Raw genomic sequence first — 12635 nt, forward strand, 5'->3', positions numbered from 1 at the left:
GTTCACCGAAACACCGATGAGCACGTCGCTCGACGAGGGTAGATTTGTCTGGTGCGGCAGGACGAGTATTACCGCTTCATCACGTCCGATAACGAGGCATTGCGCTTGGAGCTGTTCGAGTCCAACGTGCGCGACTACGCGGGGTCTACGGCCGTGAACAACGCCATCGGCGAGCCCCTGAAGTTGGGGACCGGCGAGGACTTCTGGTGGTGCAACAACGGTGTCACCGTCGTCGCGGACGCTGCCCAGATCGCTGGCACGGGAATCGTGCTCGAAAAGCCTCAGATCGTCAACGGGCTCGATGCCCGGGCCCTCTCCGAGGCCGACGAGCGGGGTGCCGTCGTGCATCTGGACGCGGTCGTGGTCGGTGCCGCCGAAACACACCGCACCGAGGCGTCAGCCGAGTGGGAACGCGCCGGTCCGGCGGTAGCGCATGTCCAAAGCACAATCAGGACTGCCGGGGCCGCCGGCAGGACGAGTTCGGCGTTGTGATGTGCGATGCCAGTGGTGAGGCCCCTGGGCAGCCTGACCGGCTCACCGTTTCCGAGCCGCATCACAGGGTGGACGGCCGCTGTCGAGAGCAGCGACCAGTTCTGCTTCAGCCCGCCCCCGGTGCCCGTCGGGAAAGCGCACCTCCACCGCATTGTCAGCGGACACCCATGCGCGCGCGTCGCGGAACAGCGCGCCCTCGTCGTCGCGGAGTTTCGGGTCGTTCGTGAGGACGACGAGGCTGACCAGGAGGTGGCTGCCCCCGGGGTGTCGCGGATGGATGAGGGCCGGTGTGGCGGAGTGATGGGCAACGGCATTGAGGTCCTCCTCGAGGTCGACGACTCCGCTGTTCAGGACTCCGTCCGCTTTCCAGCCCAGGAGTCCTGCCAGGACGCTGGTCAACCCGTCGGAGCGGCGGGCGATCGCCCATCCCGGGCCGGAGTGGCCCACGCACGGGATGCCGTGGGCCACAGCCCATCCGGTTTCCCGCACGCCGGACCCGTCGGCGGCCCGCACCCGGTGGACGCGTACCTCCCACGGACCATGTACCAGACTGACCGTGCCGATGGTGGTCTCGTCGTGAGTTGGGATTCCCGGGATGTGCCGGGACGCGGCGAGTGAAGGCCCCACGTACAGCCGGTGGATGCGGCACCTCCTGGTCGCTCCGGTGTCGTCCAGGACGGCGATGTGATTGTCGGCGATGTAAGGGCGATCATCGGGTGGTGTCTGCGGGGCGGTGGCCGTGGAGTAGGCGAACCGTGTGTAGTGCGGGCTCTCCGGAAGAACTGCGGGAGGTGGCGGTTGACGATCGCTGCCGTGGTTGACCAGGCGGACGATGCCGTCGGCGGCGGTGGAGTGCAGCAGCCAGCCGGGGCCGGGCAGGGAGACCACGCGGTCGGCGGTGTCTACGGGAGAGGGCTCCTCGGTGGCGGTCCACACCGGGTGATCCGGTGGCAGGAGCAGGCCCAGGAACGCCTTAGCGGTCCAGTAAGGGGAGGCGGGACCCGAGTAGGTCTGGGTGGCGGGCAGGAACGGACCGTACCAGCCGAGGGAGAGCAGACCGTCGTCGCCGGGCACACCGTGGTCCGTGAAGTGCTTCAGGGCTCCGGAGGCCAGGCGGCGGGTGCGGCCGGGCGGCAGCGGAGTGGCATCGGCCAGGGCACCCACCCATAGCGGTGCGGCGGTGGCGTACCGGTAGGTGAGGGAGCGGCCCTGGTGGAGGGGAGCGCCGTCGGAGCCGAAGAAGTACTGATGGGAGTCGAGGAAGGCACGCAGGCGCTCCCGGTGTGTCGCCACCAGGGCGGGGTCGGCGCGAGGGCCGGCCATCCGTGACCACAGGACCGGGTACAGGTGCAGGGCAAAGGCGTTGTAGTAGTCGAACTTCTGCCCGTCGCCGTCCGTGTACCAGCCGCCGCCGCGGTACCAGTCGTCCAACCGGGCCAGGCCCGCGTCGATCTCGGCGCGGCGGTGCGGGGCGCCGACTGAGGCGAGGAATTCCTCGGCGATCACCTGGAACAGGCGCCAGTTGGAGTCGTTCGCCGTGGCGCCGATGAACCCACCGAGCCAGGCCGCGGTGTTCTGCCGCACCCGGTCGTCCAGGCGGTCCCACAGCCACGGCCGGGTCTCGTGCAGGGCGATCGCGACGGACGCGGCCTCGACCATCGGCTGGGCCCGGTCGGTGATCTGCGGCCAGTGCTCCGGATGGGCGGGGTCGGTGCCGGCGGCCAGACCGGCCGCGTACCGGTCGATCAGATCGCCGATGACCGTGCCGCCGGGCTCGTCACGGCCGCCGGCGCCGGCGACGCGGCAGGCGGCCAGCAGGAAGGAACGGGCATAGCCCTCCACGCCGTCCGACCAGGCACCGGCGTGTCCCGTCCGCCCAGGCAGGTGGTACTGGGCGAGTCCGTCGGAAGCGTAGGGGCGCAGGGCACCGAGCAACCGGTCGGCGGCGGCTTCCCAGTGGGCGCGGGTGTAACCGGTGAACGGCGACAGGCGTGAATCGGCGGTGGGCATGAGGCCGGGGGTGGCCGAAGAGTGTGGGGCGGTCATAGGGGAGTGGGCCCTCCGGTTGCCCGCGTCCCGATGGGCGCGAGCGCAGTGGCGGCAGATGGATGAGAATGCGGAGTGTCGGCGGGCCGGCCACCAGCGCGCGGTGCCCGCAGCAGCGGGGGTGGGCCGACGCTGTCACGGACGACGATATGGGTACCAAGTACGTGAAAGGTCCCCGGTGTCTCGTCCGGGTCGCGTAGCGCCAGCCGTACCGAGGCCCGTCCCAGCTCTTCCGCGGGGGTCCGTACGGTAGTCAGAGGCGGGTCGAAGTCCTGAGACAACGGGATGTCGTTGTAGCCGACGACGGACATGTCGTCGGGCACGCGCAGACCGGCAGCGCCGATGGCCCGGAGCGCCCCGGCCGCGACCATGTCGTCCCCGGCGACGACAGCCGTGAATTCGTGGCCGGAGGCGAGGAGTTCCGCCATCGCGCGCCTTCCGGCCTCCCGGCCCAGTCCGCAGTTCACGACGTGTGCCGCCTCGGGAGACAGGCCGTGAGCCGCGAGTGCTCCGCGGTAGCCGGCCACGCGGGCGTCCAGTGCGGTGTTGCCGTGCAGGCCGCCCAGGAACACGATGTGACGGTGCCCGGCGGACAGCAGGTGGCTGGTGACGGCCCGGGCACCGGCCTCGTTGTCGAAGCCGATGACCAGGACGGGAAGTTGGGGATCGGGCGAGGGACGGCCGCACAGCACCAGCCGCGATCCGGCTGCGTCCAGCGCGTGCGCGTACTGTGCGATGCGCCGACGGTAGGCGTCGTCCTCGACCACACCACCGACCAGGACGACCACGCGGGCGCCTTCCTCACGCATCAACTGCACGAAATCCAACTCGCGCTGAGGGTTTCCGCCGGTCGAGCCGACCAGACACAGCCATCCGTTGGCCGCCGCCTCAGCCTCCACGCCCTCGACGACCTGAGCGTAGAACGGGGAGGTGACCTGACGCAGGACGACGGCGACCATTTTGCGGCCGCCGCCGACCAGCGCTCGGGCGTGCGGGTTGGCGACGTAGTCGAGGGCCCGTGCGGCCCGCAGGACCCTGATGCGCGTTGCCGCAGGGACCGGGTAGTTCCCCGTCAGCACACGGGAGACAGTGGCCGGGGAGACTCCCGCGCGTTCGGCCACCTCCCGGATCGTGACACGTCCCATGACCTGCCTCCTTCACGCGACGGCGGGAGCCGGGAGCCGGCCGGGACCTTCACGCATTCGCGGCGTGCTCCTTGGCGAACTCCTCTGCCAGCTTGTCGCCGCCGCGCGAGCGCCACTTCTTCACCGCGTCGTCGAGGTCGGACATCGGCGCCCGTCCGGCGATCACCGCGGTGATCGCGTCGGTCATCATCGTGTCGAGGGTCGCGCCATGTGACATCTCGGTATTGGACTTCAGGCCGTAGGCGGCGTTGCGGATGGCGACGGGCACCACCTTCTGCTGCCAGGCGTGCAGGGCACGCACCGCCTCGGGCCGGCCAGGTACGAAGAGGACCTGGGGTGCCTCGGCCAGATAGCGGAAGGGCAGGTTGGTGATGTTCTCGACCTCGCCGAGCTTGGTGGTCTGTGGGGAGCCGTCCTTACCCCGGGTGAAGTGAGTACCCTCCACGCCGTAGTGCACCAACTCGTACTCCTTGGTGCCGAACGGGGCGGCGAGGTAGTCCAGGAGGCGCAGCAGCATCTGGATGCGCTCCTTCTTCGCCTTCTTCAGGATCGTGTAGCCGAACGAGCGGCGAGCTCCGACGACGCCCCCCGGCGTGCCGTCGACGGCGTACGGCTGCGAGGGCGCGGGTGTCAGGAGGCCCTCGGAGTCGGGATAGAGGACGCTGTAGGCGCCGAAGCCGTTCTGCATGGACCCGACGGTCCCGTTGAGCCACAGCGTTTGCAGATCGGGCGTGGACATGGAGGTGGCGTCGGGGTGGTAGTAGCCGCTCTTGCGGAGCTGGGCGCGGAAGGCGACGGACGCCTTGTAGCGCTCGTCGAGGTAGGCCGACCGGAAGGTGCCGTTCTTGTCCATGGCCCAGCCGGTCGGTGCCCTGTGGGCGGCTGCGTGGACGCCGTCGCCGAAACGCGATCCGGTGGAGGCGCCGAGGGCGTACTTCTTGCCTCCGGTCGCGGCCTTGGCGACGGCGGCGAAGTCTTCGGCGGTCCATCCCTCCTTCATGCCGGCGTCCTGGAACATCTCCTGGTTCAGCCACAGTGTCGAGCCGGGCAGGGGGCGCTCCAGGGGGATGCCGTAGAGACGGCCGGCGACCCGGCCCATGTCCTGCCACGCCTGTGTCGGGATGTTGGCGAGGTTCGGATAGTCGGTGACCGCCTCCCCTGAGAGGAACGGGGTGAGGTCCTCGGCACGGCGCTGTACGAACTGTGCCTCACGGGGGAGGACGAATCCGGAGAAGACGTTGATGATGTCGGGCAGCGAGTCGGGGTCACCGGCCATCACCGTGGCCATCTTCTTCTGGTAGTCACCCTGCGGGATGACGGTGTACTCGATCTTCACGCCGAGCGCCTTCTCGACCGCTCGCCAGTACTGGTTCTCCGCCGAACCCTTGGGCGGGGTGCCGAAGGTGACGGACATGACCTTGACCGTGGAGCCGTCCCCAGGGGTGCGGGAGACCGCGGTGGGCAGGTCGGCAGGGTAGGAGGTGTACCCGGCCTGGACCCCTGCGTCGGTGGGCTGCAGGTCGGGCTGCGCGCCCTTGGCCGGCCGGTAGGCGGGCCAAGGGGCCTGCTCCTTGCCGGCGTTGGAGACGTCGCCGCCCCCCGAGTCGCTGGAGCAGGCGGTCAGCACACTCGGTACGGTGACGGCGGCACCGGCCACGGCGGCGGAGCGCAGCAGGGTTCTGCGGGACATGGTGGGCATGGCGAACGGCCTCTCTGCGAAGGGGGAGGAGAATGTGGAGCACAGCGCTGGGGAACCGGGGCGGCCGGTCGCCTCCGCGGTGGCGCGGTCAGCTCTTGATGGCGCCGGTGAGCACGCCCTTGGTGAAGTACTTCTGCAGGAACGGATAGACGAGCAGGATCGGGACGGTGGCGATGACCAGGACCGCCATCTGGATGGTCTGCGGGGCGTTGACGGTGCCCTCGCCCGTGGTGGTGTCGGTGAGGCCGACGCCGGAGACGACATAGGTGCGCAGGACCTGCTGGAGCGGCCAGTGATCGCTCTCCAGGTAGAGCGAGGCGTAGAACCAGGAGTTCCAGTAAGCGACTGCGTAGAACAGACCGACGACCGCGAGCGCCGCCTTGGACAGGGGCAGCACGATCGTCCACAGAACCCGCCAGTCCCCGGCGCCGTCCAGCCGGGCCGCCTCGTACAGCTCCTCGGGGATGCCCTGGAAAAACCCACGCAGGACGACCAGGTTGAAGACATTGATCAGGACGGGGAGGATCAGGGAGAAGTAGCTGTCCAGCAGGTTCAGTTCCTTCACCAGCAGGAAGCTCGGGATCATGCCGGGCGGGAAGAGGAAGGTGAACAGGACGAGAAGAAGTACCGGCTTGCCGCCGAAGACGCCGGGGCGAGCCAGGGCGTAGGCGAGGGTGACGGTGCAGGCGAGGCTCAGCAGCGTGCCCACGAGCGTGACGCCGGCGCTGACACCGAGGGCGTGGGTGACGATGCCGCCGCTGAGGATGTCCCGGTAGGCGCCCAGGGTCGGGTCGGTCGGCCACAGCACCCAGCCGCCGTTGTCGACGACCTCCTGCTGCGAGGCGAGTGAGGTCGACAGGATGACGAGGAACGGCACGCACACCAGCAGGACGACTGCCACCAGGGCCACGGCCTTGGCGGCCTGGGTGACGGGCTTCGGCTTCTCCATCCAGCCGGGGCGGGCCGGAGCCGTACGTGCGCTCACTTGTAGACCCCCTGTTCACCGAGACGGTGTGCGATCTTGTTCGCGGTGTAGACGAGGACGGCGCCGATGAGGCCCTTGAACAAGCCCGCCGCAGCGGCGTACCCGTAGTCGCCCCCGACGATGCCCTGGTAGTAGACGAAGGTGTCGATGATCTCGGCGGCCTCGGGTCCGACGGCATCACGTTGCAGCAGCATCTGCTCGAAGCCCACGGAGAGGATCTCGCCCAGCCTCATGATGAGCAGCAGCACGATCACCGGGCGTATCGCGGGCAGGGTGACGTGCCAGAAGCGCCGCCAGGGCCCCGCGCCGTCGATCGCGGCCGCCTCGTACTGCTGCTCGTCCACTTGGGAGAGCGCGGCGAGGAAGATGATGGTGCCCCAGCCGGCGTCCTTCCAGATGACCTGGGCGACGACCAGCGGCCGGAAGGCGTCGGGGTTGCCGATGATGTCGACCGTGCTGAGTCCCGCGTCGCCGAGGTAGCCGTTGAGCATGCCCGTGTCGCCCAGCACCTGCTGGAAGAGGGCGACGACGATCACCCACGAGATGAAGTGCGGCAGGTACGCGACCGACTGCACGAAGCGGCGCACGGTGGACCAGGTCAGGCTGTGCAGGAGCAGGGCCAGCGCGAGCGGCACCGGAAAGTAGAAGACGATCTGGAGGACTGCGATCCAGAGGGTGTTGAGGACCGCGTCCCAGAAGGCGCTGTCCGCGAACATTCGCTGGAAGTTGCCGAGACCGACCCAGGGACTGCCCCAGATGCCGTCGAAGGGTACGTACTCCTTGAAGGCGATCAGGTTCCCTACCAGCGCCCCGTAGTGGAACACCAGGAAGTAGAGAATGCCGGGCACCATCAGCCAGAACAAGGTTCGGCCACGACGACGATTAAAACGTTTTTCCTTGGCTGAAGCGCCCGACGGGCGACGGTGAGGGCGGCTCACCGTCGATTTCCCGGGTCGCTCGCGCAGCAGGGCTGCCACGGAAGCCTCCTCGGCTGGCTTACAAGTGATGGGAAGTTAAAACGTTTTCACTAGCAGGTCAATACTCCGCGCAGACTTCCGTTCGCGAAGTGGCGAAGTGGCGAAGTGGGGAGCGCCGCCGATTGCACTGACCTCGACGGGGACGGAGGTCAGGCGAGCAAAGGAGCCAGCTCGGCCGTGACGACGTGCTCGGGATCCACCCCGGCGGCGATCCGTCGCAGTTCGGCGGTGACCAGCCGACCCATCGCCCGCCGTTCGGCGCCGACCGTCCCGGCCACATGGCCGGTGAGCATCACGTTGGGCAGGGAGTAGAGCGGGGACTCCGGCACCGGGGGCTCGTCCACGGTCACGTCGAGGACGGCGAAGAGGTCCGGCCGCTCGACCAGCACCGTGATCAAGGCTTCCTCGTCCACCACCGCTCCTCGGGCGGTATTCACGAACGTCGCTCCGACGGGCAGGCGGCGCAGGAGATCGCCAGTGATCAACTTCTCCGTCCGGCCCGGCAGGAGGGGCGTGTGCACGCTGAGCACGAGAGAGCGGGCGAAGAGCTCCCTCAGGTCGGCCACCTTGCGTACCCCGGCTGTGCGGAAGATGGCCTCGCCCTGGTACGGGTCCCAGCCGCGTACTTCGACGTTGATCCGGTGCAGTCGGTGGGCGACCTTGCGGGCGACGGAGCCGAGCGACACCAGTCCGACCGAGCTTCCGTCAAGACCCGGAACCGCTTCCAGGGGAGGCAGCGCGCGCTGCTCGGTGATGCGGCGGGAGCGCCGGTGGACGTCTTTCAGTGCCAGCACCGTCTGGGCGTACACGTACTCGGCAACGGGCTCGTTGTTGGCGTCGGCGGCCGACACCACGACGATCCCACGCTGCCAGACGGCGTCGCTGACCAGCTTGCGTACCGAGCCGGCCGCGTGCACGACGGTGTGCAGCCGGGGGAGTTCGTCGAGTACCTCCGCGGTCAGCCGTGGGGCTCCCCAGGAGGTGACCAGTACCTCCACCTCGGTACGCCGGGGATGTGCGAGGAGGCTGTGTCCGTCGGGGCACTCGGCCAGGACGTCCACGACCTCGGTCAGCTCGGACCAGCCTTGGGGACCGAAGAGTTCGCCGCGCAGGGCCGGGGGGAACACGGTCGCGGCCGGCAGCCTGACCGAGGCGTGCGGGGCGCGTTGGTGCGCGTCGAGAGAGGTACGCGTCATGTCAGACAACCTGCACCAGTCCCAGCCACGCCTCGGCCAGTCGTGCGTGGCCCGAGGCCGTCAGGTGCACACCGTCCTCGCTGATCAGGGACGGATCGCCGGCCTCTCGGGCGGCCTGGTTGAGCACGCCGTCAGCGGCGAGCAGCGCGGTGTCGAAGTCGGAGGCGAGTCGGCGGACCACATGGATGCGGGCGTCGAGGTCTTCACGCCAAGCCCACTGCTCCGCCCGGACCGGGACCAGGAACGGCTCGATCAGCACCAGGCGGGTGCTGCCTCCGGCGTCGCGCATGGCGTGGAGGATCGCGCGGTAGTCGCGCTCGTAGTCGGCGGTGGCGGTCGGGTCCCCGGAGTCGAACCGGCGCCAGGTGTCGTTGACGCCGACCATGACGGACAGCAGGTCGGGCTTGAGGTCCACGGCGTCATACCCCCACCGGGCACGCAGGTCGCGCACACGGTGACCGCTGACCCCGCGGTTGAGGAACTCCAGGTCGCGGCCGGTCCGGCCGAGGGACTCGGCGATCAGGCTCACGTATCCGTGTCCCAGGCCGAGTTCGTCGTCCACGGCGCGACCCGCTGCGGTGATGCTGTCGCCCTGAAACAGCAGACGTGAGCCGGCTGTGAGTGGTACAGGCATGAAGTCTCCTCGTCACATGTGAGGGGGCGCCGACGGGCCCATGGCGCCGGTCATGATCGGGCAGCGCCCGCCCGGTCTCGCTGGTGAATCGTCGGGCGCTCGCATACGGCAAATGGGTCGGGAAGGGAAGACACTTGTTGGCTTCCAGTCGGCGTTCTGTGAAAGCGTTTCCGCTACGCTGGAAGCGGCGAACCGCATTGTGCACGGTATGCGCAGAACGCACAACTGTGCTCGTGTCCGCGACATTTGCGTGCGCTGCGCCGGCCATCGCCGATCCGGTGGCGTCGACGCTCGTCCGACCTGCCCGATCTCCCGTCGAAGCGCCCGGAAGTGCTTGCCGGGGTGCGCAAGAAGCCGCACGACCACTGGCCACCCCGGTCGGACTGGTGTAAGCATGTGGGCGGTCGGTGACGGGCGAGAGCCCCGACGCGTCTGGGGCCCGTGAGAGGTGGGCGGCATCTCTCCGTGCGATCCGTTTCCGCGCGCCGACCGGAATCGACATGGCACAACGTCGACCCACCCGTTGATTCACTTCCCGTGCCGCCCGGCCCGAGCCCCGCACACTGCGCGCTCGGCGCCGGTGATCGCACATGCGGCTGCCGCTGTCTGCCGACAGCCGCGTGGCCCGACCGGCTTCTGCTTCGCCTTCCCCGCCTCTCCGCAGTGACGAAGCGCTGACTTGCACCCATCGTGTAAGCGCTTCCATGCAGTCAAGGAGCTGAACACCGTGGTTCATATCAGTCGACGCACCATCCTGGCCTCGGCGGCGGCGAGTGGCGTCGCCGCCGTGCTGGCGTCGCAGGCGGGACCGGCTCATGCCGCTCCCGCCGCGGCGCCGCACGCATCCACCGATACGAAGGGGCACGACCCCGTGGATCTGCGCTGGCTGGAGAAGGGATCTCCGTCCGAACTCGTCGGCGGGACCACCTGGGGAGTGCCGTGGCCGCGTGGGTCCTTCGCCGCGGGCCAGGAGTTCTCCCTGGTCACCGAGGGTGGTGACTCGGTGCCGGTGCAGAGCTGGGTGACGGGCTGGTGGCCGGACGGTTCGGTGAAGTGGACGGCCCACGCCATGAGCGGTGACGCGCCGCGCGCGGGCTCCTACCGGCTGGCCGCAGGTGCCGGGCAGGCACCCGCGAAGCCGCTGACTGTCCGTACCCGGGGAGGCGAGATCACCGTGGACACCGGAGTGGTCCAGGTCGTCTTCGGCCAGTCGGGGCGGGACTTGCTGAAGTCGATCCGGCGCGGAGGCAGAGTGATCGCGCGTGCGGGCCGGCTGGTCGCTTCGCGACAGGACAAACCGAGCACTGAGGAGCCCTCGTCGGTCAAGTCGGAGTCCTTCACTTCGGTGGTGGAGTCCGTACGTGTCGAGCAGAAGGGTCCCGTGCGCGCAGTCGTCAAGCTGGAGGGCAAGCATCGCAAGGGGCGTCGCGGGTGGCTGCCGTTCACCGTCCGCTGCTACCTGTACGCGGGCTCCGACGCCGTCCGCATGGTGCACACCTTCGTCTTCGACGGCGACGAGAAGAAAGACTTCCTCAACGGGCTCGGTGTGCGCTTCTCCGTACCGATGCGTGGGGCGCAGCCGCACGACCGGCACATCCGTATCGCCGGTGAGGGCGATGGTGTCCTCAGGGAAGCCGTGCGTGGGATCAGCGGACTGCGCCGTGATCCGGGAGTGGCCGTCCGCCAGGCCCAGTACGAGGGGAAAGCCACCCCGGACCCGGCCACCTGGGACCAGCGCGTCACCACGCGCCTGCCGTACGTTCCGACCTTCGGCGACTACAGCCTCCGCCAGCTCAACGCCCACGGCTTCGAGATCCACAAGCGGACGAAGCCCGGCCACTCCTGGATCCGTGTCGACGGCGGCAAGCGGGCCCGCGGCCTCGCCTACGTCGGTACACCCAGCGGCGGACTCGCCTTCGGTATCCGCAACTTCTGGCAGCTCCACCCCACTGAGCTGGAGATCAGCGGCGCGGCCGGCGACGAGGCACAGGCCACCGCCTGGATGTGGTCACCCCGCGCCGGCGCCATGGACATGCGCTTCTATCACGACGGCATGGGCCAGGACACCTATGCCAAGCAGCTCGAGGGCTTGGAGATCACCTATGAGGACTACGAGCAGGGCTGGGGCTCCCCGTACGGCATCGCCCGCACCACCGAGCTGACCTTCTGGGCGCTCGACGCCACGCCCACCGCCGAACGCTTCAGCGCGCTGGCCGACGCCAACGCCGTCCCGCCGCTGCTCACCAGCAGCCCGGAACACAACCACTCGGCGGGAGTCTTCGGTTGCTGGTCGCCCGTCGACCGTTCGACCCCGGCGAAGAAGACGCTGGAGGACAAGCTCTCCCTGATGCACACCTACCACCGTGAGCAGGTGGACCAGCGTTCCTGGTACGGCTTCTGGGACTACGGCGACATCATGCACAGCTACGACTCGACCCGGCACAGCTGGTCCTACGACGTCGGCGGCTACGCCTGGGACAACTCCGAGCTCTCCTCCGATCTGTGGCTGTGGTACCACTACCTGCGCACCGGGGACGCGGCGGCCTTCCGGTTCGCCGAGGCGATGACTCGGCACACCGGCGAGGTCGACGTGTACCACCTCGGCAAGTACAGAGGCTGTGGCACCCGGCACGGCGTCCAGCACTGGGGGGACAGCGCCAAACAGGTCCGTATCAGCAACGCCGGCTACCGCCGCTTCTACTACTTCCTCACCGCCGACGAGCGCGTCGGTGACCTGCTGAGCGAGCTGGTCGACTCCGACAGCAGCTACCTCCGCTTCGATCCCTGGCGCAAGGTCAGCACTGACGGATGGAACAACGATCCGAAGGCGCTGGATGTGGGAACGACCACCGACTGGGGCGCGCTCGGGCTCGCCTGGCTGACCGAATGGGAACGGGGTGGCAGATCGATCGCGAAGACCAAACTGGTCAACGGCGCCACCACCATCGCCGCCCTCCCCAACGGCTGGGCCCAAGGCGGCAAGGTCACCTACGACTCGACCACGGGCAAGTTCACCGGTCCCGCCGAGCCCAGTGTCGCCGTCGGTGCCCTGAGCTCCGTCTTCGGTCTGTTCGAGCTGATGACCGAGCTGCTCGACCTCGTGGACCTGCCCGAGGCCAGGACCCAGTGGGTCAACTTCTGCCGCCTCTACAACGGCACCAGAGCAGAGCAGACGGAAGCCACCGGCTCGTACTGGGGCTCCCTCAACCTCCGGCAGAGCTACTCCCGGGCCACCGCCTACGCGGCCAGTCAGCTGGGCGACGACAAGCTTGCCGCCCGCGCCTGGCAGGAACTGCGCACCGGGCACGCCGGCTACCCGGACGACCACCGCTTCGCCGCAGAGCGGATCGAGGGGCCGGCAGTGCTCAACCCGGTCGACGAGGCGCCGCTGTCCGTCAACGCCAGTTCACAGTTCGGCCTCGCCGCCATCCAGTGCCTGGCGCTGGTGGGGGAGGTGATCG

Annotated in this window: 9 protein-coding genes; 2 read left to right on the forward strand and 7 right to left on the reverse strand. The window is 68.8% G+C overall.

From position 1 onward, the window contains the following. Positions 1-51: 51 nt before the first annotated feature. A complete protein-coding gene (locus ACIGO6_RS41245) occupies positions 52-492 on the forward strand; it encodes an AIPR family protein (RefSeq protein WP_399885874.1) in 441 nt (146 codons plus the stop codon). 42 nt (positions 493-534) lie between these two features. On the opposite strand, the gene ACIGO6_RS41250 is transcribed toward ACIGO6_RS41245, so the two are convergent. From ACIGO6_RS41250 to ACIGO6_RS41280, 7 genes are all read right to left on the reverse strand, one after another. After that, positions 535-2538 (reverse strand): DUF2264 domain-containing protein, encoded by a 2004-nt coding sequence (locus ACIGO6_RS41250; protein ID WP_399885876.1) that lies wholly within the window; start codon positions 2536-2538, stop codon positions 535-537. Beyond that, on the reverse strand, positions 2535-3683 hold the full coding sequence (locus tag ACIGO6_RS41255) for a LacI family DNA-binding transcriptional regulator (protein ID WP_399885878.1): 1149 nt from the start codon (positions 3681-3683) through the stop codon (positions 2535-2537). The genes ACIGO6_RS41250 and ACIGO6_RS41255 overlap by 4 nt, the downstream gene beginning before the upstream one ends. 49 nt (positions 3684-3732) lie before the next feature. Further along, positions 3733-5382 carry an extracellular solute-binding protein gene (locus tag ACIGO6_RS41260; RefSeq protein WP_399885880.1) on the reverse strand — a complete coding sequence of 550 codons (1650 nt, stop codon included), beginning with the start codon at positions 5380-5382 and terminating at the stop codon, positions 3733-3735. Positions 5383-5470: 88 nt separating this feature from the next. Further along, complete coding sequence (locus ACIGO6_RS41265) at positions 5471-6331, reverse strand: carbohydrate ABC transporter permease (protein WP_399885890.1); 861 nt, start codon at positions 6329-6331, stop codon at positions 5471-5473. A 32-nt stretch (positions 6332-6363) separates the two neighbouring features. Next, positions 6364-7218 (reverse strand): ABC transporter permease, encoded by an 855-nt coding sequence (locus ACIGO6_RS41270; protein ID WP_399885882.1) that lies wholly within the window; start codon positions 7216-7218, stop codon positions 6364-6366. Between the two features lie 275 nt (positions 7219-7493). Continuing rightward, positions 7494-8540 carry a hydroxyacid dehydrogenase gene (locus ACIGO6_RS41275; RefSeq protein WP_399885884.1) on the reverse strand — a complete coding sequence of 349 codons (1047 nt, stop codon included), beginning with the start codon at positions 8538-8540 and terminating at the stop codon, positions 7494-7496. A 1-nt stretch (position 8541) separates the two neighbouring features. Further along, the gene (locus ACIGO6_RS41280; protein WP_399885886.1) at positions 8542-9174 is read right to left on the reverse strand and encodes an SGNH/GDSL hydrolase family protein; all 633 of its coding nucleotides are present in this window, start codon (positions 9172-9174) and stop codon (positions 8542-8544) included. A gap of 727 nt (positions 9175-9901) precedes the next feature. Here ACIGO6_RS41280 and ACIGO6_RS41285 point away from each other — a divergent pair. Then, positions 9902-12635, forward strand: a 2734-nt coding sequence (locus tag ACIGO6_RS41285) for a Tat pathway signal sequence domain protein (protein WP_399885888.1), incomplete at its 3' end; no start/stop codon positions are given.

This window comes from Streptomyces sp. NPDC053750 (assembly GCF_044544295.1).
Taxonomy (GTDB): domain Bacteria; phylum Actinomycetota; class Actinomycetes; order Streptomycetales; family Streptomycetaceae; genus Streptomyces.

Coding starts and splice junctions, on each gene's coding strand:
- ACIGO6_RS41250 (WP_399885876.1), bottom strand. CDS start 2,538: ATGACCGCCCCACACTCTTCGGCCACCCCCGGCCTCATGCCCACCGCC.
- ACIGO6_RS41255 (WP_399885878.1), bottom strand. CDS start 3,683: ATGGGACGTGTCACGATCCGGGAGGTGGCCGAACGCGCGGGAGTCTCC.
- ACIGO6_RS41260 (WP_399885880.1), bottom strand. CDS start 5,382: ATGCCCACCATGTCCCGCAGAACCCTGCTGCGCTCCGCCGCCGTGGCC.
- ACIGO6_RS41265 (WP_399885890.1), bottom strand. CDS start 6,331: ATGGAGAAGCCGAAGCCCGTCACCCAGGCCGCCAAGGCCGTGGCCCTG.
- ACIGO6_RS41270 (WP_399885882.1), bottom strand. CDS start 7,218: ATGGTGCCCGGCATTCTCTACTTCCTGGTGTTCCACTACGGGGCGCTG.
- ACIGO6_RS41275 (WP_399885884.1), bottom strand. CDS start 8,540: ATGACGCGTACCTCTCTCGACGCGCACCAACGCGCCCCGCACGCCTCG.
- ACIGO6_RS41280 (WP_399885886.1), bottom strand. CDS start 9,174: ATGCCTGTACCACTCACAGCCGGCTCACGTCTGCTGTTTCAGGGCGAC.